Source organism: Levilactobacillus sp. HBUAS70063 (genome assembly GCF_038374745.1).
GTDB lineage: Bacteria > Bacillota > Bacilli > Lactobacillales > Lactobacillaceae > Levilactobacillus.
The window spans coordinates 452975-479099 of sequence record NZ_JBANSM010000001.1 but is presented as its reverse complement, the minus strand read 5'-3'; the positions used below and the strand labels follow the sequence as shown (position 1 = coordinate 479099).

Sequence of the window (26125 nt, the reverse complement as noted above, 5' to 3'; positions counted from 1 at the left end):
ATAATTAGGGGAAAAAGTGAATTCATGCAGTGTTGATATTAGATTAACTTAGGAGGTTCCTTTTTCTATGGATAATTCAGGGATGTACGTTGGTCTCGATATAGGAACCACCTCAATAAAAGTCATTGTTGCTGAGAATGTTAAAGGGCAGATGAACGTTATTGGTGTGGGAAACGAACGTTCGAATGGTGTCAGCCGCGGGGTCATCGTGGACATTGACAAGGCAGCTGAAGCGATTCAGCGCGCCGTTCGACAAGCCGAAGAGAAGGCCAGCATCGAAATTCACGATGTGATTGTGGGAATTCCCGCAAATATGTTAAAAATTGAACCGTGCAGCGGGATGATTGCCATTGACGATCAGTCCCGTGAAATCACGGGGCGTGACGTCCAGACGGTCGCCAACGCCGCCTTGATTCAAAGTCTGCCGCCAGAACGGGAAGTCGTGGACATTTTAGCCGACGAATTCGTGGTCGATGGATTTGACGGGATTAAGGATCCTCGCGGTATGGTGGGGGTTCGTCTTGAGATTCACGGGACGTTGTTCACCGGCCCCAAGACGATCATGCACAATACCCGCAAAGCCGTGGAACAGGCCGGTCTTAACCTGCGGGGAACAGTTATTAACCCGATGGCTCAAGGCATGATGGTGATGAACGATGGTGAACAAGACTTTGGAACCATCCTGGTGGATCTCGGCGGGGGCCAGTCGACGGCCGCTGTGATTCACGATCACCAATTAAAATACATTGATGTCGATCAGGAGGGTGGCCAGTTCATCACCAAGGATATCTCGGTGGTTCTGAACACCTCTCTGGACAGCGCGGAGAAGTTGAAGCGTGATTACGGTTACGCCGACTCAACCCAAGCGAGCGACGAAGATGAATTTCCTGTTGACGTGGTCGGTCAGAGTCAACCAACGCCAATTTCGGAAAAATACTTAGCTGAAATTATTGAAGCCAGACTCGACCAGATTTTCCAGCGGTTGCGGACCAACTTAGACAAAGTTCAAGCCTTAGAATTACCGGGGGGTATCGTGTTGACCGGTGGCGTGGCTGCGTTACCGGGCATCACCGACTTGGCAACGGATGAGTTTGGGACGAACGTCCGGGTTTACGTTCCGGATCAGATGGGGCTTCGGCACCCGTCCTTCACGCTGGCCCTGGCCTTAGTGAAATACTTTGGGGGACTGAGCGAGATTGATTTGCTCATCAAGAGTGCTTTGACGGGCTCCACCCAATTAGCCGATGAAACCGACGAGATTCGTTCCCGCGAGGCTGCCAAGGAGGCGGCCAATAACGCGGCTAACCAGTCATCGCCGGCGCCGAAGGCCAAACAACCAAAACAAAAGAAAAAGCGAACTGATGGGTTCCGGAAGTTCTTTAGCGACTTCTTCGACTAACGCGAGATGGAGGAATACACAAATATGGAATACTCACTAGATTCAGCGCAAAATCACGGCGCGAATATCAAAGTTATCGGTGTCGGTGGCGGGGGTAACAACGCCGTCAACCGGATGATCACCGAAGATGTTAAGGGTGTCGAATTTATCGTGGCGAACACCGATGTCCAGGCCCTCGAAGCTTCCAAGGCCGAAACCAAGATTCAACTTGGACCGAAGCTGACCAAGGGCCTCGGTGCCGGGGCCAACCCAGAAGTGGGGGCCAAGGCGGCCGAAGAAAGCGAAGAACAGATCACGGAAGCCCTAGACGGTGCCGACATGGTCTTTGTCACCGCTGGTATGGGCGGGGGTACCGGTAACGGTGCCGCACCTATCGTGGCTAAAATCGCCAAGGACAGTGGTGCCCTGACGGTGGGGGTTGTCACCCGGCCATTTAGTTTCGAAGGTCCTCGGCGTGCCCGGTTCGCCGCTGAAGGGGTGGCGGCCATGAAGGAAAGCGTCGATACGCTGATCGTCATCGCCAACAACCGCTTACTGGAAATTGTCGACAAGAAGACGCCAATGATGGAAGCCTTCCAAGAAGCCGACAACGTCCTGCGTCAAGGGGTTCAAGGGATTTCCGACTTGATCACGAGTCCCGGTTACGTCAACTTGGACTTCGCCGATGTCAAGACGGTGATGAAGGATCAAGGCGCGGCTTTGATGGGAATCGGTTCTGCCAACGGCGAAAACCGGACGGAAGATGCCACCAAGAAGGCCATTTCATCACCATTACTGGAAGTTTCCATCGATGGTGCCGAACAAGTCTTACTGAACATTACCGGTGGTCCGGACCTGTCCTTGTTTGAAGCTCAAGCCGCTTCACAAATCGTGTCCGATGCCGCTACCAGCGATGTCAACATCATCTTCGGGACGTCCATCGACGAAGAACTCGGCGACGAAGTCCGGGTTACCGTCATCGCTACCGGGATTGACAAGAAGAAGGAAGAACGCGAAGCTGCCCAACATAGCCGCGTTGCCCGGCGCGAAGCTAGCCAATCTAAGCAAGCGGATAACACGAACGCTCAGGCCCCTAAAGAGACCGACCAGGATCCCTTCGGCAACTGGGACATTCGCGAACCGGCGCACCGGCCAGAACCCAAGCCAAGTTCGTCCCGGGATGAATTTGCCGGGGTAGATAAGCCCGACTTTAACATTTTTAACCCAAGTTCGAACAACGATAATGCAGCTGATGATGGAAACAAGGGTGAAGACACGCCACCATTCTTTAAGCGGCGGCGGAAGTAACCTATTCCGGTAGTAATCGTTATGAGAGGAGTGGCCAACCATGGCGGAGAAGTTTAGTCTTAGCAAATTTTTCGGTGTGAACGATGATTATGACGAAGACTATCAGGAACCTGAATCAGCTCCGGTAGCGAAACCAACGCCAGCTACCCCTAATCGGCCGGTTGATAGTCGAAAGGTGGTTGCCATGCGCAATGCAAAACCCAATGCCAGTCACATTGCCATCTGTGAACCGCGAATCTATTCCGATGCCAAGTCGATTGCCAAGCAGTTGACCGGCGGCGATGCGGTGATTGTGAACTTTGCCAGAGTCGATGAGGCTCAGGCCCAACGCATCGTGGATTTCTTAAACGGGACCGCATTTGCGGTGGGTGGCGAGATCAAGCGGATTGGCGAACAGATCTTTCTGTGTACCCCGCATAACTTTGAAGTTAGCGGAGACGTCGCAGCTAATTTAGGAACGCAGTTTACGAAGTAAAGGAGCGACGCCTTGTTAACAATAGTGAATCTTATTTTCCAAGTCCTCAGTTGGGCGGTGAGCGCGTATATCCTGTTGATTGTGGTCTACGCGTTAATGAGTTGGTTGCCAGGGGCTTACCAGTCCAAGCTAGGCCAATTCATCGGTCGATTGGTGGAACCATTTCTGAGTTACTTTAATTTTATTTCGGTGGGACCCTTAGGTTTTGGCCCAGTCGTGGCCATCATCGTCCTATCGTTAGTGCAATACGGCTTACAATATTTGCAATACATTGTTTTAAGTTTGTTCGTTTGACAAGTCGAGGGGAGGTTTGAGACGTGGATGAGAACGTCATGCAACATTTCCGGCCCGATGAGGCATCCTTCATTGATGCCGTTGGTGGCTGGCTCCAACAGGTGGCCGATGAATATCGGCCCGTCCTCACGCATTTCTTGAACCCACGGCAGGTCTACATTGCCACCACATTGGCGCATCGGGCCGATGTGAAGGTTCAGTTTAGCGGGGGCCACCAGTTGGCGGAGATGCAACGGGCCCTGTTTTTTCCGGATTACTACGAACCCGCACCGCAGGATTTTGAGTTAACCCTGCTGCGGGTGGACTATCCGGTCAAATTCGCCACGCTCCATCACAGTCAGATCCTCGGAACCTTGCTGGGATCGGGGATTGAACGGGAAATCCTGGGTGATATCTTGACGGACGGTGAAGTGTGGCAGGTGGTGACGGAAGCGTCGATGGCGGATTACTTGACGGGGCAAGTCGATCACATCGGCCGAGTGAAGGCCCGACTGGTCGTCAGCGACTTCGATGCGTTGATTCAACCGATCGATGAGTGGGAGGCCGAATCGGCCACCCTGTCATCGTTGCGGCTGGACAACATCGTGGGGACCGGCTTTCATTTGTCCCGTCACCGCGCCAAGGAATTGATCGAGGGTAACCACGTCCGGGTGAACTGGACGGAAACGCTCAAACCGGATTACGAGCTCGACGTGGCCGACATCGTGTCGGTGCGCGGGTTCGGCCGGGTGCGGTTAGACGAAGTGGCTGGCCGGACGAAAAAGGAAAAAATTCGGGTCACCCTAGCGGTGTTGAAGAAATAGATGCGGAGGGAACACAATGGTACTAAGTCCATTAGACATTCATAATAAAGAGTTTGGCACGAAAATGCGCGGCTACAACGTTGATGAGGTCAATGACTTCTTAGATCAAGTGATTAAAGACTACCAAATCACGTTGAACCACAACAAGGAACTGGAAGAACAGTTGGATGCGGCGAACGGAAAACTCAAGTATTTCAACGACTTGAAGGACTCCTTGAACCAGTCCATCTTGGTTGCACAGGAAGCCGCCGATAAGGTGAAGGCCAATTCCCAAAAGGAATCCGAAATCATTATCAGAGAGGCGCAGAAGCAAAGCTCCGATATCGTTTCTGAGGCCACCAACAAGGGCAATCAGATCATGGACGAAGCCTCGAAGCGCGCCAAAAAGTTGGCGGTGGAAACCGACGACTTGAAGAAGAGCACGCGGGTCTTCCGCCAGCGACTTCAGGTCATGCTGGAAAGTCAATTGGAAGTGGTTAAGTCTAACGATTGGGACAGCCTGTTGAAGGAAGGTTCCATGTCGAGCTACGAAGAAATCAAGAAGGTCGTGGGTGACCGGCTTGACAACGACACGGCTCAAGGCGTAAACTCAGATGCATCGCAACCGGATGACGAGACAGCCGAGGCGGATGCCCCAGTTGAAGAATCACCGGTGACGGATACGAATGATGATAATGGTGAGACCGTTGTGATTTTCCCAGATAACGATCAACCGCATTTTGACCAAGACAAACAATAATTAACGACTGGCAGAGAAATCCGCCGACTAAAACAGAAGGTACTAGCGAGTTAGCGATGGTGGAAGGCTAACACCCGCTCTGTTTAGTTGGTATCATTCTCCAAGTTCCACGGCTGAACCAACAGTAAGCCGTGGCGACGACACCCCGATACGGTGTGTTGAGGGAAGACGGCAATGGCCGTTTTCCGAATTTGGGTGGTACCACGAACGATTTCGTCCCTTGCGGCGAGGTCGTTTTTTGTTTGCGACAGAATGGGAATAGCGCGCTGTCAGCTGGAAATCTGGTGAGACGGACCTGTCATGCCGAGAAGTTACTCGGTGATATGGGAACAGCAACGCGTCACTGGAAGGTGGCAGCGGAGGCCGGTTAGATCCAGTCCGGATTGACGGCTGGTCACCAGTGATTGACTTGAAACAACGCTTAAGCCGTGAGGGCGGTTTGCTAGATGCTCAGCCGTGTCGTTATGCTTAGCCGGCAGGGATTGTCTGCCGACTTAGCATAAGCCCGAGCTTGGAGACTCACGATTTAGGTGAGGCTTCAAGTCGTGGCCACGGCGTTCCAGCGTCTAGCAGATCACCTGGCAAGGCGAAGTGAACGACACAGTGGTTGACCGGTGAGCTGAGGCCAGAAGCGGCTTGAGCTCACCGGTTCACCAACCGTGAAGGCATTAATTTAAAGGAGGAAATGACGGTATGCGAGTGAAAGACACGTTGAACCTGGGTAAGACCAAGTTCAAGATGCGTGGCAATTTGCCAGTTAAAGAAGTCGAACGGCAAAAAGTCTGGGCTGAAAACAAGATTTATGAAGCCCGCCAAAAATTAAACGAGGGGAAGCCAACGTTTATTTTGCACGATGGCCCCCCATACGCTAACGGTCCGATCCACATGGGCCACGCGATGAACAAGATTTCTAAGGATATCATCGTTCGTTACAAGTCCATGAGTGGCTACCGGGCTCCTTACGTTCCTGGTTGGGATACGCATGGGTTACCCATCGAACAACAATTGACCAAGGCCGGTTACGACCGGAAGAAGATGTCCACCGCCGAATTCCGGGACCTCTGTCGGGAATACGCCCTGAAGCAAGTTAACTTGCAACGGGACGGCTTCAAGCGGCTCGGAATTTCCGCCGAATGGGACAATCCTTACCTGACGTTGAAGCCAGAATTCGAAGCCGCAGAAGTGCGGGTCTTCGGTGAAATGGCTAAGCGTGGCCTGATCTACAAGGGCAAGCGGCCGGTTTACTGGTCATGGTCTTCCGAATCCGCCATGGCGGAAGCCGAAGTGGAATACCACGATGTGACGTCCCCATCTGCCTTTTACGGTGAAAAGGTGGTCGACGGCAAGGGCGTCTTAGACGACGACACCTACCTGGTGGTCTGGACCACGACCCCGTGGACCATTCCGGGTTCGGAAGGGATTACCATTGATGCCGGCATCGAGTACGCGGTGGTACAACCCGCAGGCGAAGACCGTAAGTTCGTCTTGGCTAACGAATTAGTAGCCGAAAACGCGGAACGCTTTGGTTGGAAGGACGTCAAAATCTTGAAGACCGTGATGGGTCAAGATCTGGACAACATTATTGCCCAACACCCATTTATCGCCGACCGTAAGTTGGTGGTCATGTTAGGCGACTTCGTGACGACCGATTCCGGGACTGGGTTGGTCCACACCGCACCCGGTTTAGGGGAAGACGACTTTAACGTGGGTAAGCTGTACAACTTGCCCGTTATCGTTCCGGTTAACGACCAAGGGTACATGACGGCCGAAGCCGGTCCCGACTTCGACGGAGTCTTCTACGATGACGCCAACCAGATTGCGCTGGACAAGTTAAAGGCGGCCAATGCGCTGCTGAAGTACATGCCTTACGAACACAGTTACCCATTTGACTGGCGGACCAAGAAGCCGGTTATCTTCCGGGCAACGCCGCAATGGTTTGCTTCCGTGGATAAGATTCGTGATGAAATCTTGGGCACGCTGAAGGATGTTAAGTTCCAACCCGACTGGGGTCAACGGCGGTTGGCTAACATGATCAAGGACCGTGGCGACTGGGTCATCTCCCGTCAACGGGTCTGGGGTGTGCCGTTACCTATCTTCTACGGTGAAGATGGGGAAGCCATCATCACGCCGGAAACGGTGGACCATGTAGCCGATTTGTTCGGCAAGTACGGGTCTAACATCTGGTTCAAACGCGAAGCCAAGGACTTATTGCCAGAAGGCTTTACCAGCGAACATTCGCCTCACGGTGAGTTCACCAAGGAAACCGACATCATGGATGTCTGGTTCGACTCTGGCTCGTCTCACCAAGGCGTCCTGGCCGAACGCGACTACCTCGACTTCCCGGCCGACCTTTATCTGGAAGGCTCCGACCAGTACCGTGGGTGGTTCAACTCCAGTCTGATCACGAGTGTTGCCGCTACCGGCAAGGCGCCGTACAAGCAGGTCGTTTCCCAAGGGTTTACCCTGGATAAGGACGGACACAAGATGTCCAAGTCGCTGGGGAACACGATCGCACCGGACGAAATCATCAAGAAGATGGGGGCCGACATCGTTCGCCTCTGGGTCACTTCCGTTGATTCTTCCGCCGATGTGCGGGTCAGCACCGAAGCCTTCGTCAAGATTTCCGACAGCTACAAGAAGTTGCGGAACACCATGCGTTATCTGCTGGCGAACACCAGTGATTTCGATCCGAAGACGGATGCCGTAGCGACTGACCAGTTGACTGCCGTTGACCGGCACATGCTGTACAAGCTCAACGAATTCACCAAGAGCGTTGAGGCCCACTACGAAAACTTTGACTTCCTGAACATTTACAAGGAACTCATCAACTTCGTCGTGACCGACTTGTCCGCGTTCTACCTGGACTTTGCCAAGGACATCCTGTACATCGATGCCGCTGATAGCCACGCCCGGCGCTCCATGCAGACGGTCTTCTACCAGATTGCCGTTAGCTTGACCAAGTTGATTACGCCAATCCTGCCACACACGGCCGAAGAACTCTGGGGCTTCTTGAAGGAACCCGAAGACTTCGTTCAGTTGGCGGAAATGCCTAAGGTTCTGGACCTGGACGATGCCAATGAAGTCGAAGACAGCAGTGAAAAGTCTGCTTGGGATCACTTCATGAAGTTGCGGAGTCACGTCCTGAAGGCTCTGGAAGAAGCCCGCGATGCCAAGTTGATTGGGAAGGCCGCTGAAGCCCACCTCGACTTGTACATTGACGATCAGACCAAGACGTTACTGGATCAGCTGGATGTGAATGTTCAACAAATCCTGTTGGTTTCGGGTCTGGACTTCGCGCCGTTGGACCAAGCACCAGCCGATGCCCTGACCTTTGATCACGTTGCGGTGAAGGTGACGGCGGCTGCCGGTGAGGTCTGCGATCGTTGCCGGTTGACCAAGGAAGATGTCGGTAGCGATGCCGCTTACCCACACTTCTGTGCCCGTTGTGCTGCGATTGTTCGGGAGAACTTCCCGGAAACGGCAACGGAAGGTTTTGACGAAAAGTAAAGCTTAAACGTTAAGTTAAATTTAAATCAGAAAATGTCGTAAGGCTGGCCCGTTGAGGTCGTCTTGCGGCATTTTTGGGTTGGAGACGGGGGTTAGTCGCGCCGAGTGATGGAAAAAACGGGCTGGGGCGTTCCCGGCCGGACCACCGCGTTTCAGACCGGATTCGGCGAACGGCAAGGCGATCGGTGAAGACGACACTTCTGGTAGACGCCGGGGTTAAGCAACGGCGAGCCCCGGTGTTTGCGGTCTTCCGGCCAAGCGAGTATAATTTGGGCTATGTATGGGAGGGATACCATGTTAACCGGAAAAGTAAAAAGTTACAGTGAACAACGCGGTTTTGGATTTATCACCACGCCAGAAGGTGAAGATGTCTTTGTCTACTACACGGGCATTATTGGTGAAGGGGAAGGCTTTCGTAAGCTAGAACCCGGCCAGACCGTGCAATTCGTGATTGTCCAAGGGATTCGTGGGCCACAAGCAGCTAAAGTGACGCCCGTGGTCACGGGCAGCACGGAGGAGGTTTAGCATGGACTTAGAAGAACACGTTGAATCCACCGAAGAACTTTACGATGGTGTGATTGTAAAATTAGAACGGCAGAGCGTTCGACTCCCCAACGGCGACACCGCGACCAGAGAAATTGTCCGACACGCGGGCGCCGTGGGAATTTTGGCGCTGACTGACGATAATAAGATGATTTTGGAACGGCAGTGGCGCGCACCGATTGCCGCGGCAACCTTGGAGATTCCGGCCGGCAAATTGGATAGTCGGGATGCGGACAACGTTGAACACGCGGTGTTGCGGGAGCTTAACGAAGAAATTCGCTACCAACCGGGCCAGTTAAAACGGATTACTGGGTTTTATTCCAGTGTCGGTTTCTCCGACGAATACATGACGTTATTCTTGGCGACGGACTTGAAGCCGGTAACCACCAAACTCCCCCGGGACCGTGGCGAGAATTTAGAGCTACTGACGGTGACCAAACAGGAAGCCCAGGCCATGATTGAGAGCGGCGAGATTAACGACGCCAAGACGATTACGGCCATCTATTACTGGCTATTACAGAAGTAGGTGACAGCGATGAACGACGATTGGCAAGACCAAAATGAACCGCCCAAGACGAGAGCGGATTACCGCCGCGAGCAGGAGCAGGCCGAAAAAGACTTTCAGGAACGTGACCGCAAACGGGTGCAGGTCGAGAAGGAATATGCCCGTAAACACGGCAATCCTAAGGGCAACGAACCCACCGATGAATCGCCTATCGATCAACGGGTTAGTCCGGCCGAAGTGAAGCGGAAGCGACTGGGCCACCGCCTCAACTGGGCGATTTTTTGGTTAGTCGCCCTGATTATTATTGTTTATTTAATCTTGTTCTTTATGAACTAACGATGAAAAAACCGAAAGCGTTGCGTGGCGGCGCCAAGTGTGACGCCATTCACGACTAAGATGAAGGAGTACACCACATGACATTTGGAATTATCTGCGCCATGGAAGAAGAAATTAAGGAACTGCACGACGCCTTGCAAGACGCGAAAACTACGGACATTCACGGCCTCGAATTTTATCAAGGGACCATTAGTGGCCAGGCCGTTGTGCTGGTCCGTTCCGGTATTGGAAAAGTCGAAGCCGGGTTGACCACGGCCCTGCTGATTACGCAGTTTAACGTGGACCTCGTGATTAATTCCGGATCCGCCGGAGCGTTGGCACCAGATTTAAACATCGGCGACGTGGTTGTTTCCACCGAAACGGCCTATCACGATGCCGATGCCCGGGCCTTTGGCTACGAATACGGGCAATTACCCCAACAGCCAGCTCGGTTCGCCGCTTCCAAGGAATGGGGCGAAAAGATCGTGGCGGCCGCTGCGGATACCGGCCTCAAGACCAAGCTAGGGTTGATCGTGTCCGGCGACCAATTCCTCAACAGCCCCGAAACCATTAAGGCCATTATGGGCCATTTCCCAGATGCTTTGTCCGGTGAAATGGAAGGGGCCGCGGTCGGTCAAGTGGCTCACCAGTTTGACGTCCCTTACGTGGTCGTTCGGGCCATGTCCGATAACGCCGACAATGATTCCGGCGTTAACTTTGATGACTTTATTATTGACGCGGGACACCGTTCTGCGCAGATGTTATTAGCCCTGTTAGCCGCGCAAGACTAACTCGGCCGTTCAGGAGGTTTTACGAGTGAAAGAGATGCACATTGAGAATAGCAACGCCGTCAAGGAAATTTACCTCGACAACGCTGCCACGACGCCAATGGCCCCGGAGGTCTTGGCGGAAATGACCGATAAGATGGCCAACGTTTATGGGAATGCGTCCACGCTATACGGCTTGGGTCGCCAAGCCCATACGGTGATGGAAAATAGCCGCCAGGTCATTGCCAACAGTATCAACGCGGCCAGTGATGAAGAAATCATCTTTACCAGTGGCGGCAGTGAGGGCGACAACACCGCCATCACGCAAACGGCCCTGGCGCGGCAGTCTTTGGGTAAACACATCATCACCACCGAAATCGAGCACGAGGCCGTTTTGAAGCCACTCCATGCGTTGGAGGAACAGGGCTTTGAGGTGACCTATTTGCCGGTCGATGCGCACGGTCGGATTAGCCTCGATGACTTTAAGGCCGCGCTACGAGACGATACGATCCTCGTGACGATTATGATGGGGAACAACGAAGTGGGCAGTCGGATGCCGATCCACGAGATTGGCGAGATTCTCAAGGACCACCAGGCTTGGTTCCACACCGACGCCGTCCAGACGTATGGTCTGCTGGATATCGACGTGCAGCGCGACCACATCGACATGCTGTCGACGTCGGCCCACAAGATTAACGGCCCCAAGATGATCGGCTTCCTCTACAAGCGAGAGGGCGTCAACTTCCCGAGCCTGATCAAGGGGGGCGACCAGGAGGAAAAGCGCCGGGCCGGGACGGAAAACGTGCCCGCCATCGCCGGTTTTGCTAAGGCGGCGGAACTCCTGACGCCGGAAGTAAAGGCCGAGAAGCGGGTCCGTTTCCACGGCTTCAAGGAACAGGTCGTTCAGGGCCTAACCGCTAACGGCGTGGACTTTGAGGTCAACGGGTCGCTAGAGGGCGAGAACCTCGATCACGTCTTAAACATCTGGATTAAGGGGATTTCAACCTATGTGATGCAGACCAACTTGGATCTGGCGGGGATTGCCGTTTCCGGGGGCTCTGCCTGCACGGCCGGGTCAATCGAGCCGTCCCATGTGTTGACGGCGATGTTTGGCGAGAAGAGCCCGCGGATTGCGGAGTCGATTCGGCTTTCCTTTGGCCAACAGACCACTAGTGATGAGATTGACGCCTTCGTGACGGCGGTTTCGGCTATCGTGAAGCGCTTGAACAAACAACATAGTGAGGTGAAGTAACGTGTTATTCGAAAAGCAGATGCAAGTAGACGGTGACGCCGATGTTTACGAATTAAATCCCAACGTGAAACCCTATGCCTTGAAGGATGTGGGCTTCCAATTGTCTAACGCGGGCAACTACACGTTGGAACGGTCGGTGGACCCAACCTCGCCCTACAACCGCAATCAGATGTTGCGGGTCGTGGTGGCCAAGGATCTCAGCGGCTTTAAGATGTCCACGACGAATGCGTCCGGCAACCGCCGGGTCAACATTTTCAAGGGCGCCCATGCCGAGGGAAATGTGGAACAATACCACTTTATCCTGCAGAACTTGATTGACCGCGAAATCATTCAAAAGAAAGCTTAACGCCGATAAAGACCGTTTCTTGCCAACTGTGGTGGGGAGCGGTTTTTAGTTACTAGCTAAAAGGCAAAAGAAAAATTAACGCGTTGATTCCCGGAACGATGGTGTTCTGTCCATTAAAATTGGTGAAATCAGGGCCTGCGCCTGCCAGGGGTTCCGCCTGCTATGGGGGCCACCTTCAGCCTGAGAAACGGGCTTCCGGTTCGCTTGGAAGCCTTGCCAAGCCCGCAAGTCTCCCAAGTCACCCTACGCTGTATGCTGAGAAAGGCCCTCAGCTAACACCGTCGACACAGCTGGCTCCACCCCTGGCGATCTCCGGCAAGGTAGTGCTAGCCATCAACAGTAAGGTTTATCGGCAAATCAGTCGTTATGTCGAGTTAAGCCGCTGGTTGCTGGCCAGCACTCTCACAGCCGTGAGTGAGCCAAATATGGGTTCAGCCGTGGGAGTTCCCTTAGTGGCACGGTTCATGCCGCTTAGGGAACTGGCGTCTTTGAGACGTGGGCTGTCGGCTCAAAGCGAGGCCGAGACCGCTTCTCAGGCTCGGTCCGGTCCGCCCACTGCGATCCAACTCATATTTGACGAACGGTAAGGCGACCACTTTCCACTATGTTGCGGTTTCAACCGAAAGAAAAGGCGATCCGCCTCGTAAAATGGGCGAAGTGCCCCGTGTTTTCTGAAAGGAAACGCCAGGCTTGCAAATCAGCGGCAAAATAGGTAAACTAGGCAATACTGGATTTATGCGACCTTCAAATCGTAGATTCTCCAGAATCTGAATGAAATGATGGTGATACCATGCAGGACAACAGCCAAACGCGAGTTGTCGTTGGTATGAGTGGCGGGGTCGATTCCTCCGTTGTCGCTTTGCGGTTAAAGCAGCAGGGCTATGACGTGATCGGCGTCTTCATGAAGAATTGGGACGATACGGACGAGAACGGGGTTTGTACCGCTACCGAAGACTACAAGGACGTAGCCAAGGTTGCCTCAGAGATTGGCATTCCTTACTACTCCGTCAACTTTGAAAAGGAGTACTGGGACCGCGTGTTCACGTACTTCTTGGATGAGTACAAGAAGGGCCGGACGCCGAACCCTGACGTGATTTGCAACAAGGAAATCAAGTTCAAGGCGTTCCTCGACTACGCTTTAGAGTTAGGGGCAGACTACATCGCTACCGGCCACTATGCGCAGTTGACGCGTGACGAGAACGGCAACGCTCACTTGATGCGGGCCGTGGACCAGAACAAGGACCAGACCTACTTCTTGAGCCAGTTATCCAAGGATCAGTTGGACCGCGTGATGTTCCCAATCGGCGACCTGGTTAAGCCCCAGGTTCGTGAGATTGCGAAGAACGCTGGCCTGGCAACGGCCGACAAGAAGGATTCCATGGGGATCTGCTTTATCGGTGAAAAGGGCCATTTCAAGGACTTCTTGAATACCTACCTGCCAGCCAAGCCCGGCAAGATGATGACCGTTGATGGTGAGATCAAGGGCGATCACGCCGGCTTGATGTACTACACGATTGGTCAGCGCCGCGGCTTAGGCATCGGTGGTGACGGTGAGGACAACGAGCCCTGGTTTGTGATTGGTAAGGACCTGACCAAGAATATCCTCTACGTGGGGAAGGGTTACCACAACCCACACCTCTACGCGACCCATCTGTCCGCTTCCGATATTCACTGGGTCAACACGATTGATCGCGGCAGTGACTTCCACTGCACGGCGAAGTTCCGTTACCGGCAGAAGGATACCGGCGTGACCGTTCACTTGAGTGACGACGGTCAGCAGGTCACCGTTGAGTTTGATGATCCCGCCCGGGCAATTACGCCGGGGCAGGCCGTCGTCTTCTACAATGGCGACGAGTGCCTGGGGAGTGCCATTATCGACGCTGCCTACAACAAGGACCGTGAGTTACAGCTGATTTAGGCTACATTCGATATTCGGGTGGTCCCTGAATCATGAAAATAGCTAACTGATAACCCGTCGACGAGTTGACCTCGTTGGCGGGTTTTGTTATTTTTTCAAGTTAGCTTCTTTGAAAAGTCGGCGAAAACTGGCATAATAAGGTGATGTGACTATCGCGCGATTGGACGGGTAATGCTGACCAATCAGTGAATAGTGAAGTTGAACGATTATAAGCAGAGATTAGGGAAAGGTAGGCACCGAGCTTTGAAATTATACTTTGTACGCCATGGCAAGACGCAGTGGAATTTGGAGGGCCGGTTCCAGGGGGCTGGCGGCGATTCTGAGCTCCTAACCGAAAGCTATCGGCAAATGGTTCAGGTCGGTCGTTTCTTACGGCACACACGCTTTCAGCACGCTTATTCGAGTCCGATTCGGCGGGCTAGGATTACGGCGCAACACGTCATCAAGGAACTTCACCAGCACGTGCCATTGACGCTGATGAGTCGGTTGGAAGAGTTTCACCTAGGTCAGCTGGAGGGGATGGCCTTCGATGACGTGAAAGCGCAATTTCCAGCTGAATTGGATGCCTTTCGTAACCATCCCGACCAGTATACGACCACGCGTATCGGGGGCGAGACCTTTCAGGAAGTTATTGACCGCATGACGCCGGGCATTCAGACGATTGTAGCAGCCAATCCCCAGCCTCAGGCCAACGTCCTGGTGGTGAGCCACGGGGCGGCTTTGAACGCCGAGATCAATGCGCTGCTGGGTACGCCGCTTCCGGATTTACGGAAACGTGGTGGGCTGCGGAATACCAGCATCACGGTCCTAGAGACTACGGATGGCGGCCAGCACTTTGAGCTGCGTGACTGGAACGATACCAGCTTCTTAACGGCTGCGGCCACACCGACCGATACGATTTAGAAATTGAGGTGTTCATAAAAAAATGACGGAACAACAAGCAACGGGACGCGACCAAGATAAGCAACGTTCCGAACAAATGGTTCACGAATTGGTTCAACACATTAATAGCCATCCCGGCGATGCCGATGCGTACTACGAACTGGCCACGGTTCTCGTGGACTTGAATTCCTTTGCACAGGCGGAGGAATTACTGATGAAGGCGCTGGGACTGTTTGCCGAACAGCCGGCCACCGTGGAAAAACTCCACTATGGCTTGGGCAACGTCTACTATGCGGCGCAGGACTACCCTAAGGCGATTGCCCAGTTCGACCAATTGGGTGCCCAGTTGAAGGGCGCCGGTTACCTGATGATGGCGCAAAGCTATATGGCTAGCGGCGATCACAAGCGGGCTCTGGCCTTTGGACTGACCGCGCTAGGGAGTGCACCCCACGACGTCGCTACGCTGCAGGTGGTGGCCGAGAATTTACTGGCGGTGGGCAACATGGAACAGGCCGCCCAGTACTACGACCAAGTCTTACAGTTGGACGCCGACAACGGGCGGGCCAACTTTGACCGCGGAATCGTGGCGATGGTTCAGGGCGAAAACTACGGCCCGTATTTCGATGCCGCCAAGCGGTTGGACCCCACTTACTTTGACAAGGGCCAGAAGAAGTTGGCCGATATCGAACGGTTCATCCAGACGCAGAAGGGCCAAGGGGCCGATCAGAAATAATAGAGAGGAGACAAGCAGATGGCATCCGAATCACTAGACTTATTCGCAACGGATCAGGGCGACCAGGCCGATTACGTGGTGGGCACCGTCAGTGCGGTCTTCTTTGCGAGCCAGGACAGTTTTTACAAGGTGATGTTGATTAAGGTCTCCGAGACCAGCCTAGATTGGCACGAAGACGAGATTGTCGTGACCGGAAACTTCGCCGATGTGAAGGACGACGTGACGTACCGCTTTACCGGAAAAAAGGTCGACCATCCCAAGTATGGCGTGCAATTTCAGGCGGACAACTATCAAAATGAGACACCGACCTCGCGGAGTGGCGTGATTGCCTACCTGAGTGGGGATGACTTCCCTGGCTTGGGGAAGAAGACGGCCACTAAGATTGTCGATCAATTGGGGACCAACGCGATTGAGAAGATTTTAGACGACAGCGCGGTCCTCACACCCCTGGGGTTGTCGGCGAAGGTCACCGCCACGTTGGTGAGTCAGCTCCAGACCAACAACGGCATGGAGCAGATCATCATCGGCCTTAACGGCTATGGCTTCGGGAGTACGCTCGCGGCGGCCATTTACAACCGCTACGAAGCCAAGACGCTCGACGTGATTCACGACAATCCCTATCGACTCGCCGAAGACATCGCCGGGGTCAGCTTTAAGCGCGCCGACCAGATTGCCACGCAACTGGGTTACGCGGCGGATCGCCCGGAGCGCTTGCAGGCGGGGTTGCTTCAAACGTTGACGGACCTTTCCGTGGCCAATGGCGACACCTACACCACCGCCAAGCCACTACTGGCCAATACGCTCAGCCTGCTGGAAAATGCCCGCAATGTACGGCTGAATCCCCAGGATCTGGCCGACCAGTTGCTCGAATTGGCCAAGCAACAGAAGGTCGTGGGCGATGACCAGCGAATCTACCTGAAGACGTTATATGATGCCGAATGGCAGATTGCCGAACACCTTCAGCGACTCCTCCAGGGGGGCGAAGACGACCAGAAATTCAGCGATGACGCCATCGCCAAGCAATTGCGAATCGTGGAAAAGCAGGCGGACATCGTTTACGATGAGTCGCAGACCACGGCCCTAACCGCCGCGGCCAAGGCCAAGGTGATGCTACTGACCGGGGGACCCGGTACCGGGAAGACCACGATTATTCGTGGGTTGGTCAACCTGTACGCACGGTTACACGAGGTGTCGCTCGACATTAATGAATATAAGGAGCGGCCGTTCCCCGTGCTCTTGGCCGCCCCAACTGGTCGTGCCGCCAAGCGGATGAGTGAATCGACCGGGTTACCGGCCAGCACGATTCACCGATTGTTGGGCTTGACGGGTAGAGAAGACGACCTGGATGCTGCGACCACCAAGGACCTCGAGGGGGGCCTGCTGATCATCGACGAGACGTCCATGGTCGACGTTTACCTGATGAAGGCTTTGCTCAAGGCGGTGCCGGTGGGCATGCAGGTCATCTTAGTGGGGGATAAGGATCAGCTCCCTTCCGTGGGACCCGGACAGGTGTTTCACGACCTGTTGGCCAGCGACCAGCTCCAAAAGATTCAGCTAGATACCATCTATCGGCAGGGGGATGGGTCCTCCATCATTCCGCTGGCTCACGCCATCAAGAATGGGCAGTTGCCGGCAGATTTTACGCAGAATCAGCCGGACCGGTCGTTTATCCCGTGCCACGCTAATCAGGTCGAAAACGTGATCGATCAGATTGTCGCCAAGGCCCACGCCAAGGGGTTTACCGCCAGTGACATTCAGGTGCTGGCGCCCATGTACCGTGGTTCGGCAGGCATCGACCGGCTCAACGTGGTCTTGCAAGACATCCTGAATCCCCGCAAGTCCGAGCGCACCAAGGAAGTGGAATTTCGAAATCAGAAATTCCGGATTGGCGATAAGGTCCTCCACCTGGTGAATAGCCCGGAAAATAACGTCTTTAACGGCGACATCGGGACCATCACGGGGATTGACCTCGCCAACGCCAAGAACAGTAAGATTAAGGCCGATCAGTTGACGATTGCCTTTGAGCAGACCGAGGTCACGTACTCTCGAAACGACTGGAATCGCCTGACGCTGGCCTACTGCATGTCGATTCACAAGTCGCAGGGGTCGGAATTTAAAATGGTGATTCTGCCCATGGTTGGGCAATACAACCGGATGCTGCAGCGAAATCTGCTGTATACGGCGGTCACCCGGGCGGCGGATATGCTGATTTTGCTGGGGGAACCCAACGCCTTTGCCGCTTGCGTGACGAATCTGTCGGTTAACCGGCACACCACGCTGACGATGCGGATTCAGGGCGTCTTGGCCCCGGACCAGCAGCCACAACCCGCGGCCGCGGAGACCGCTACGCCAACTTCCGAAGCGCAGCCGGTTAAAGATGAGAAAACGATGGCGGCCACGTCGGACGCGACGCAAACGCCTTCATCCACCGCCACCGCGCCGGATGAACCGGCCAATTATCGCTTAACACCGGCGTTGGTGCTCGGTCGTAAGATTGACCCGATGATTGGCATGCAGGGGATTACGCCCGCGCAATTCATGGCAACAAACTAAAAGTGCGGCGTGAATCGTTGCGTTTCCAGCCAAAGATTGCGATAATGTAAACAGTAAATTAAGTCTTGTGCGGATTATCTCGGATTGCTGATAATGGCGGTTCCAATGGATGGGACACTAGCGGTAATCCGCCGCACCTTTAAAACTATAAATGAACTTGGGGAAACCCACTGGGAGGCTGTTATGGCAGAACATGTCGAAGCTGGCAGAATGAAAGTTTTTGCACTGAATTCAAACCGGCCACTCGCGGAAAAGATTGCAAAGGCGGCTGGCGTTGAGCTGGGTAAAGCCACGATCAAACACTTTAGCGATGGTGAAATTCAGATTAGTATCGATGAAAGTATTCGTGGGGACCAACTATTCATCATTCAATCGGTCTCGGACCCCGTCAACACAAACCTGATGGAGTTGTTGATCATGGTGGATGCCGCACGGCGGGCCAGCGCTGAGAAGATCAACGTGGTCATTCCGTACTACGGGTACTCACGGGCGGACCGGAAAGCCCGCTCACGGGAACCCATTACGGCTAAGCTAATTGCCTCGTTGCTCCAGATGGACGGGGTCAACCGGGTCATCGCGTTGGACCTGCACGCGGCCCAGCTACAAGGATTCTTTGACATTCCAGTGGATCACTTACAAAGTGACCGCCTGCTGGCGAGTTACTTTGTCGACAATCCGGAGATGACGGACGATAACTTCGTCGTCGTTGCGCCGGACCACGCGGGTGTCAGCCGGGCACGGCGATTAGCCGAATTGCTCGGGGCACCGATCGCGATTATTGACAATCGTGACGATACCGAGAATACCGCGCATCCAGATGCCGTGATTGGGGATGTGAAGGGTAAACGCGCCATCTTGGTCGATGACATCATTGACACGGCGTTGCGGATTACCGTCTCGGCTCGGGCATTGAAGGCCGCTGGGGCTGCGGACGTTTACGCCTGTGCGACCCATGCCGTCCTATCCGGTCAAGCCACGTCCCGGATCGAAGACTCACCATTGGAAAAAGTGGTCTTCACCGATTCGATTCAGTTGCCAGATGACAAGAAGAGTGATAAGTTTGTCGTACTGTCGGTCGGCGACTTGTTCGGTAAGGCGATGGATTTAATTTATCATCAGGAGCCGGTGGATTCCCTGTTTCACAAGGCATTAAAGCAGCATAAGCAGTAAACGACGAGGGCCGTCACGCTGGTGATGGTTCTTGTTTTGTGTCAGGCTGAATCGGCAAAGGGGGCAATTGCCTACCGACGTTTTCGTCGGGGCAGGCCGGCCGATCGGCGAGAAATTGAGATTAAGGAGCGAGTAGTTTGAGAGGAAAACATTTCGGAATTTTACTGGGCGTCACAGCATTAATCGTGGGTGGACTCGCTGCTTGCGGGAAATCGGCAACGTCCAGTCAATCGGGGAAGTTGGCGGCAGATCAAGAGGTCAAGCTATCCACGAAGTCCGAGGTCACGACCTTGGACGTTTCCAAGGCGGCGGACTCAACGAGTTTGACGCAGTTGTACCATACGCAAGAGGGATTGTATCGTTTAGGTAAAAATGAGAAGCTCATCAACGCCATGGCCACGAAGACCACAGTCAGCAATGGCGGGAAGACCTATGTCTTTAATCTTCGCCACGACAATCGGTGGAACGATGGCAAGACGGTCACGGCTAAGGACTACGTTTACTCCTGGCAACGGACCGTTAATCCCAAGACGGCCGCGGAATATGCTTATCTGATGGCCGGAATCAAGAACTATAACCAGGTCCAAAATGGCCAACTGGCGCCTAGCCAATTGGGCGTCAAGGCTCTGGGTAAGTACAAGCTGGAAGTCACGTTGAGTAAGCCCGTTGCCTACTTCAAGCTTTTACTGGCTTTCCCAACCTTCTTCCCTCAGGAACAAAGCGTCGTGGACAAGTACGGGAAGAGCTATGGTCATTCCAGCGAAAAGACGGCTTATGATGGGCCATTCGTGATGACCAAGTGGCAAGGAACCGATCAGAACTGGCAACTGGTGAAGAACACCAAGTTCTGGGATAAAAAGAAGATTACGCTGAAGAAGCTGAACTTCCAGGTTGTGGCCGATCCGTCGACCGGCTTGAACCTCTATCAACAAAAGAAGTTGGACGCTACGACTCTTGATGGGACGCAGGTGGCTAACCTCAAGAACAACAAGGACATGAAGACCTTTGTTGGCGGATCAACCTACTACATGCAGATGAATCAGAAGAAGATTAAGGCGTTGCGTAATCTGAAGGTCCGTCAAGCCTTGTCCATGGCCATTAACAAGCAACAGTTGGCCAAGAATGTCCTGCGGGATGGTTCCAAAGCACCGTTAGGCTTCGTGTCTCAGAACCTGACGCAAAACCCGAAGACCAAGGCGGACTTTGCCAAGGATGCCTACGTCAAGAGTGGGGTTACCTACGACTTGAAGCAGGCTAAGCAATTGATGAAGGCCGGTTTGAAGGCCAGCGGTACCAAGGAATTGAACCTGACGCTGATGGCCGATGATACTAGCGTGACCAAGACGGTAGCCCAGGATATTCAGGCCAACCTGGAAAAGTTGCCCAACGTGAAGGTGACGCTGAACACGCTACCTTACAAGACGCGGTTAAGCCGGTCGAACAGCGGCAACTTTGACCTGGTTCTGTCGAACTGGGGCGCAGACTTTGCCGATCCGATCAACTTCTTATCGTTGATGAGTACCGGTAACACCAACAACAATGGTGGCTTCTCCGACGCGAAATACGATAACTACTTGAAGCGTTCCGAGAACCAAGACGCCAACAAGCCAACTGCTCGGTACAATGACCTGGTTAACGCCGAGAAGCGGCTGATGGCCCAACAAGGGGTTATTCCGTTGTATCAACCCGCCACGGTTGAAATGTGGAATTCCAAGGTCACGGGTTACGTCTGGAACCCAGCCGGCATGAGCCGTGGGTACCAGTGGATGCGTGTTGAACAGTAAACGATGATTGAGAAGGTCCGTTAGGGTTGACTGAAAAAGTCGACTTTAGCGGGCCTTTTTTTTCGGGAAAAAGTGAAAATCAATCGCGCTATCGTGAAAATAAGCCTGACTGGGACGAACAGAAAAAAACGGCTGAAAATCCCGGGTGATCGCCCCTGTAAATAATCGTGAATATGGGGCAATTAATATTCACAATTGAAATTATGTATGAAACATGTTATACCTAGAGTAGTCACTATGAAAGCGAATACATAATTTTGACAAGTCTAATGAAAGTAGGAGGTCAACACCATGCAATTTGAAGACTTACTTACGGAACAGAGAAATCACCGGTCGACACATATTGACCGCGAATCGACGTTGGAGATGGTTGGGACGATTAATCGTGAAGACCATCGGGTAGCGCGCGCCGTGCAAAAGCAATTGCCGCAGATTGCGGCCGCCATTGACGCCGCCTATCCGAAATTCGATCGGGGCGGTCGGCTCATTTACGTTGGCGCCGGGACTTCCGGACGGCTGGGCGTGATTGACGCGACCGAACTACAACCAACGTACGGCTTGACTGAGCAACAGACGTTTGGCCTGATCGCCGGGGGCAACGAGGCGCTGACCCACACGTTACCTTCCGTGGAAGACTCGCCGGAATTGGCACAGGATGATTTAGCGGCGGTTCAGCTCACGGAAAATGATATCGTGGTGGCCAGTGCCGCCTCGGGTCAAACCGCCTATACGGTGGCGGCGTTGAAGTTCGCCCAGGAACACGGTGCCACGGGGATTGGCTTTTCCTGCATCGAGGATAGTCCCTTAGCCCAGCTGGCCGACTTTCCGATTACGCCGGTCGTGGGTCCCGAAGTCATCACGGGGGCGACGCTACTGAAGGCCGGAACCGCCGAAAAGATGGTGCTGAACATGCTGTCCACCGGGATCATGGTGAAGTCGGGGAAGGTTTACCAGAACCTGATGATTAACGTGGTACCGACCAACGGCAAAACCTTTGAGCGGGCCAAGAAGATTATCGCCGAGGCGACCCAAACCTCAACGTTGGCGGCGGAACGGGCACTCGACCGGGCCGGCAATAACGTGCCGTTAGCGATTGTCCTGATTGAAACCAAGGGGACGATTGCGGAGGCCAAGAAGTTGTTGGATGCCACGGGTGGTCACGTCTCGCAAGCCGTTAAGCTGAGTGACGATGTACAACACGCTTAACGCAAAGCTTGACTGGTCCACACCAATTCCTTTATACTCGTAGGTAGGCATAAAGGGAAGGAATGTGGCAAATGTATTTAGCAGACGAACATCGTTATGAAAAAATTCCAGTGCGGCGTGCCGGAAATACTGGTTTTCAATTACCAGCAATTTCCTTTGGGATGTGGCATAAGTACGGGGAACACGCCAACTATGGCGATACCCGCGACATTATCTTAAAGGCGTTTGACGCCGGTATTTTCAGCTTTGACCTGGCCGCTAACTACGGTCCGGGTTCCTACGAAGCGGAACGCCTCTTTGGCGAAGTGTTGGAACGGGAATTAAAGCCGTACCGTGATGAGTTGGTCATCAGTAGTAAGGCCGGCTTCCACATGTGGCCCGGACCATACGGCCAGATGAGTTCACGCAAGGCCCTGATGGCTTCGCTGGACCGTTCATTAAAGTGCATGGGGTTGGACTATGTGGATATCTTCTACAGTCACCGTTATGATGCCGAAACCTCGCCGGAAGAAACGGCCGTGGCTTTGGATGACATGGTCCGACAAGGCAAGACCCTCTACGTGGGGATTTCGAACTACACGGCACCTCAGGCCGAAGCGATGATCAAGATCTTTAGAGATTTGCACACGCCATTCGTGGTGGACCAAGTGTCCTACAACATGTTGAATCAGACGGCCAATGACGATGGCTTATTCGACATGTTAAAGAAGAATAATGCGGGGGCCATTGCCTATGGGCCACTGTGTGAAGGCTTGTTGACCGACAAGTATCTGGATGGGATTCCGGAAGACGTTGACATTCACTGGTCTAGTGAATTCATCCTGGATGCCGGTCGCGATAAGATGCTGAAGAAGCTGCAGGGCTTGAATAAGATTGCCCACAGCCGCGGTCAGAAGCTGTCGCACATGGCGTTGGCTTGGTTACTGCACAATCCCGTAATTACCAGTGTGATTACCGGTGCTTCCAAACCTGAACATTTATATGAAAACGTTAAGGCCGTTCAGAACTTGGAATTCGATGACGAAGAGTTACAAGCGATTGATCGGATTTTAAAGGCTTAGGACGACTGGAGACTAGCAACGTGAGAATCGACGCTGTTAGTCTTTTTTTCGTGAGATGAGGTGGACCGTGTCGCGGTAGGTTCGCGTTGAATCACCAATTTTGGCTGGGATCGGATTGGCGGGTTTTGAATTCAGCCACCTCAGCCAAGTGGGAGGTCTGATGAGCTAACGATCGCTTGGCAGCGGTCGACTGGCTCAACTCATTCCTGGCAAGTCGGCCGGCCCGAACCATTTGGCCCTACCGCGTTAAGTCTTGCTGTTGGCTAGCAATAACGAATGTCCCGATGGAATATAACAAAAATTGTTCAGCAACTGGCAGCAAGGATAGGGTATAATTAACGCAGGAGTTCTGGTAGCCGACGAATTTCGCGGCGCCTACCGGAACTGAGTAGAGATTTTAAAAGATTGGTGTGGAGGGTGCTATGACACGAAAAGTAACGATTCGAGACCTGGCCGAAGCTGCCGGCGTCTCAGTCACCACAGTTTCGCAGATTTTGAATGGGAAGGGCGAACGCTTCAGCATGGATACGCGGGCCCGCGTGCATCAGCTCCAAGAAGAAATGGGCTACGTGCCGGATTTCAACGCGCGGAACCTGATTATGCGGTCGGCCCAGACAATCGGGGTAATTGTGCCGAACCTGGGTAACCCCTTCTTCAGTATGTTCATCAAGGGGGTTCAGGCGACCAGTCGTGAGCGGCACTTTATTCCGTTGATCTTTGGCGCGAACTACGATGAGGATCTGGAGGGTTACTATTTGCAGGAGCTCATCAAGCGGGCCGTGGATGGCTTAATCATCGCTAGCTCCTCAATTACTGTGGAAGCTATCGACAATATTTTAAAGAAAAATGGGATTCCCTACCTGCTGATTGACCAAAACGGCGGGCCCAGTCTGGATAGCGTACGCATCAACGATCAACGTGGTGGACAACTGGCCGCGGAACACCTGCTGTCGTTGGGGCACCGAAAGATCGCGGTCATTTTACCCGAAGATCCCACGGATAACTTGGTGGTCCGCCTAGAAGGCTTCAAGCATTATCTGGCGCAGACCGGGGTCACGATACCGGAGGAGGCCTTCATCATTTCACCGATGACCAAGTTGGGTGGCTATCAGGCGACCGAAGCCGTGCTGAAGCGAGAACCCACGGCGGTCTTTGCCGTCAACGATGAGATGGCGTTGGGCCTCATTCGTGGGCTCCATGAGCGGGGCGTTCGCGTGCCGGAAGACATTTCTGTGCTGGGGTACGATGACATCGACCTAGACGATTACGTGGTGCCGAAGCTCAGTACGGTTCACCAGCCCGTGGTCACCATGGGCGAGCAGGCCACCACGCTACTGATTAATCGGATTCAGAAACGCCAATTGGCGCCCCAAACGGTGGAATTGCCGGTGGAATTGCGGCAACGGGAGAGCACAGCTGCAATTCGTAAATAAACCGACAAATTTTTAAAAACAACTGAAAAAAATTTCAAGTTTTACTTGTAAGCCTTTTCGAAACATGATACGCTAGTAGTAATCTGAAACGGGTTACCGGGCGTGTCGGTAATACGTAAAACGTTTTACGAACGGATAAATGGTTAAGGAGTGGAAGTTAATTATGGCAAACAAAGTAACTGTTCTTGGAAGTCTCAACGTGGATACAACCTTACGGGTTCCTCGGATGCCGCTACCGGGCGAAACGCTGTCAACTGAAAACAAGAGTAGTGCCGCCGGTGGAAAGGGTGCCAACCAAGCCGTTGCCGCTGCTCGTGCCGGTGCCGAAACGCGGTTCATCGGTAAGGTCGGTAACGACGACGCAGGTCGTTTCATGGTTGAATCACTGCAAGAAGACAAGATTGATACGAGTGCCATCGTCACCGACAAGACGGTCGGAACCGGTTCTGCCTTCATTCTCTTGGATGAAGCCGGCCAGAACAGTATCTTGGTCTACGGGGGCTCGAACCAACAGATTAAGGCGGATGAGGTCACTGCGGTCGAAGATGAGATTGCCAAGGCTGACTTCCTGATTACCCAATTTGAAACGCCACAAGCCGCCGCTCTGGCCGCCTTTACGGTTGCTAAGAAGCACGGTGTGACAACGATCTTGAACCCCGCACCAGCCGCTAAGATTGATCCAGCCATCTTAAAGGTGACGGACTTAGTGGTCCCTAACGAAACGGAAAGTGCCGTTTTGACCGGGATTGAAGTCACTGACCGGGCCTCCATGGACGCCAATGCCGCTAAATTCCGCGAAATGGGCGTCAAGAACCTGATCATCACCGTGGGGAGTAAGGGGGCTTACTACGCAACGGCAAAGGAATCTGGCTTCGTTCCCGCATTCAAGGTCAAGGCTGTGGATACGACCGCTGCCGGTGACACTTTCATTGGGGCATTGAGCTCACAATTAAAGGGCGATCTGAGCAACATTGAATCGGCGTTAACCTTCGCACAACGGGCTAGTTCCTTGACGGTTCAGGGCTTAGGGGCCATGCCATCCATTCCAACTTACGATGAAATCGTGGCGGCTAGCAAAAAGTAAGCTTTTCTGAAATAAATTGGTCTAAAGCAAATTTTTCCGGATATTTTCCGAAAAAATTTGCTTTTTTTT

General features: G+C 53.4%; 23 protein-coding genes. All 23 read left to right on the top strand.

Annotated elements, in window-relative coordinates; all coding sequences use genetic code 11:
• Positions 1-67: 67 nt before the first annotated feature.
• The 23 genes from ftsA to rbsK all read left to right on the top strand — a co-directional run bounded on the left by ftsA (position 68) and on the right by rbsK (position 26056).
• Complete coding sequence (ftsA, locus tag V8I28_RS02315; RefSeq protein ID WP_341778501.1) at positions 68-1399, top strand: cell division protein FtsA; 1332 nt, start codon at positions 68-70, stop codon at positions 1397-1399.
• 24 nt (positions 1400-1423) lie between these two features.
• Positions 1424-2686: a cell division protein FtsZ gene (gene ftsZ, locus V8I28_RS02310; protein ID WP_341778500.1), complete on the top strand. Its 1263-nt coding sequence runs from the start codon at positions 1424-1426 to the stop codon at positions 2684-2686.
• A 40-nt stretch (positions 2687-2726) separates the two neighbouring features.
• Complete coding sequence (locus tag V8I28_RS02305; protein WP_341778499.1) at positions 2727-3161, top strand: cell division protein SepF; 435 nt, start codon at positions 2727-2729, stop codon at positions 3159-3161.
• A 24-nt stretch (positions 3162-3185) separates the two neighbouring features.
• A complete protein-coding gene (locus V8I28_RS02300; RefSeq protein WP_341778498.1) occupies positions 3186-3455 on the top strand; it encodes a YggT family protein in 270 nt (89 codons plus the stop codon).
• Positions 3456-3478: 23 nt separating this feature from the next.
• Complete coding sequence (locus V8I28_RS02295; RefSeq protein WP_341778497.1) at positions 3479-4258, top strand: YlmH family RNA-binding protein; 780 nt, start codon at positions 3479-3481, stop codon at positions 4256-4258.
• A gap of 16 nt (positions 4259-4274) precedes the next feature.
• Positions 4275-4997 (top strand): DivIVA domain-containing protein, encoded by a 723-nt coding sequence (locus tag V8I28_RS02290; RefSeq protein WP_341778496.1) that lies wholly within the window; start codon positions 4275-4277, stop codon positions 4995-4997.
• Positions 4998-5690: 693 nt separating this feature from the next.
• Positions 5691-8504 (top strand): isoleucine--tRNA ligase, encoded by a 2814-nt coding sequence (gene ileS / locus V8I28_RS02285; protein ID WP_341778495.1) that lies wholly within the window; start codon positions 5691-5693, stop codon positions 8502-8504.
• A gap of 294 nt (positions 8505-8798) precedes the next feature.
• Positions 8799-9029, top strand: a complete 231-nt coding sequence (locus V8I28_RS02280) for a cold-shock protein (RefSeq protein ID WP_341778494.1) — start codon at positions 8799-8801, stop codon at positions 9027-9029.
• 1 nt (position 9030) lies between these two features.
• Positions 9031-9573, top strand: a complete 543-nt coding sequence (locus V8I28_RS02275) for an NUDIX hydrolase (RefSeq protein WP_341778493.1) — start codon at positions 9031-9033, stop codon at positions 9571-9573.
• A 9-nt stretch (positions 9574-9582) separates the two neighbouring features.
• A complete protein-coding gene (locus V8I28_RS02270; protein WP_341778492.1) occupies positions 9583-9888 on the top strand; it encodes a hypothetical protein in 306 nt (101 codons plus the stop codon).
• A 77-nt stretch (positions 9889-9965) separates the two neighbouring features.
• A complete protein-coding gene (locus V8I28_RS02265; RefSeq protein WP_341778491.1) occupies positions 9966-10658 on the top strand; it encodes a 5'-methylthioadenosine/adenosylhomocysteine nucleosidase in 693 nt (230 codons plus the stop codon).
• 34 nt (positions 10659-10692) lie between these two features.
• On the top strand, positions 10693-11886 hold the full coding sequence (locus tag V8I28_RS02260; protein WP_341778629.1) for a cysteine desulfurase family protein: 1194 nt from the start codon (positions 10693-10695) through the stop codon (positions 11884-11886).
• Between the two features lies 1 nt (position 11887).
• Entirely contained in the window at positions 11888-12232 is a 345-nt protein-coding gene (locus V8I28_RS02255) for a DUF1831 domain-containing protein (RefSeq protein ID WP_341778490.1), read from the top strand.
• Between the two features lie 790 nt (positions 12233-13022).
• A complete protein-coding gene (mnmA, locus tag V8I28_RS02250) occupies positions 13023-14150 on the top strand; it encodes a tRNA 2-thiouridine(34) synthase MnmA (protein ID WP_341778489.1) in 1128 nt (375 codons plus the stop codon).
• Positions 14151-14393: 243 nt separating this feature from the next.
• Positions 14394-15053 carry a histidine phosphatase family protein gene (locus V8I28_RS02245; RefSeq protein ID WP_341778488.1) on the top strand — a complete coding sequence of 220 codons (660 nt, stop codon included), beginning with the start codon at positions 14394-14396 and terminating at the stop codon, positions 15051-15053.
• Between the two features lie 22 nt (positions 15054-15075).
• Complete coding sequence (locus tag V8I28_RS02240; protein ID WP_341778487.1) at positions 15076-15765, top strand: tetratricopeptide repeat protein; 690 nt, start codon at positions 15076-15078, stop codon at positions 15763-15765.
• An 18-nt stretch (positions 15766-15783) separates the two neighbouring features.
• Entirely contained in the window at positions 15784-18318 is a 2535-nt protein-coding gene (gene recD2 / locus V8I28_RS02235; RefSeq protein ID WP_341778486.1) for an SF1B family DNA helicase RecD2, read from the top strand.
• 183 nt (positions 18319-18501) lie between these two features.
• Complete coding sequence (locus V8I28_RS02230) at positions 18502-19488, top strand: ribose-phosphate diphosphokinase (RefSeq protein WP_341778485.1); 987 nt, start codon at positions 18502-18504, stop codon at positions 19486-19488.
• A 137-nt stretch (positions 19489-19625) separates the two neighbouring features.
• Positions 19626-21272 carry a peptide ABC transporter substrate-binding protein gene (locus V8I28_RS02225; RefSeq protein ID WP_341778484.1) on the top strand — a complete coding sequence of 549 codons (1647 nt, stop codon included), beginning with the start codon at positions 19626-19628 and terminating at the stop codon, positions 21270-21272.
• 291 nt (positions 21273-21563) lie between these two features.
• Positions 21564-22478, top strand: coding sequence for an N-acetylmuramic acid 6-phosphate etherase (gene murQ, locus V8I28_RS02220; RefSeq protein WP_341778483.1), 915 nt, complete (start codon positions 21564-21566; stop codon positions 22476-22478).
• 71 nt (positions 22479-22549) lie between these two features.
• Entirely contained in the window at positions 22550-23539 is a 990-nt protein-coding gene (locus V8I28_RS02215) for an aldo/keto reductase (protein ID WP_341778482.1), read from the top strand.
• A gap of 422 nt (positions 23540-23961) precedes the next feature.
• Complete coding sequence (rbsR, locus tag V8I28_RS02210) at positions 23962-24972, top strand: ribose utilization transcriptional repressor RbsR (RefSeq protein WP_341778481.1); 1011 nt, start codon at positions 23962-23964, stop codon at positions 24970-24972.
• 163 nt (positions 24973-25135) lie between these two features.
• Positions 25136-26056, top strand: a complete 921-nt coding sequence (rbsK, locus tag V8I28_RS02205; RefSeq protein ID WP_341778480.1) for a ribokinase — start codon at positions 25136-25138, stop codon at positions 26054-26056.
• The last annotated feature ends 69 nt before the right edge of the window (positions 26057-26125 follow it).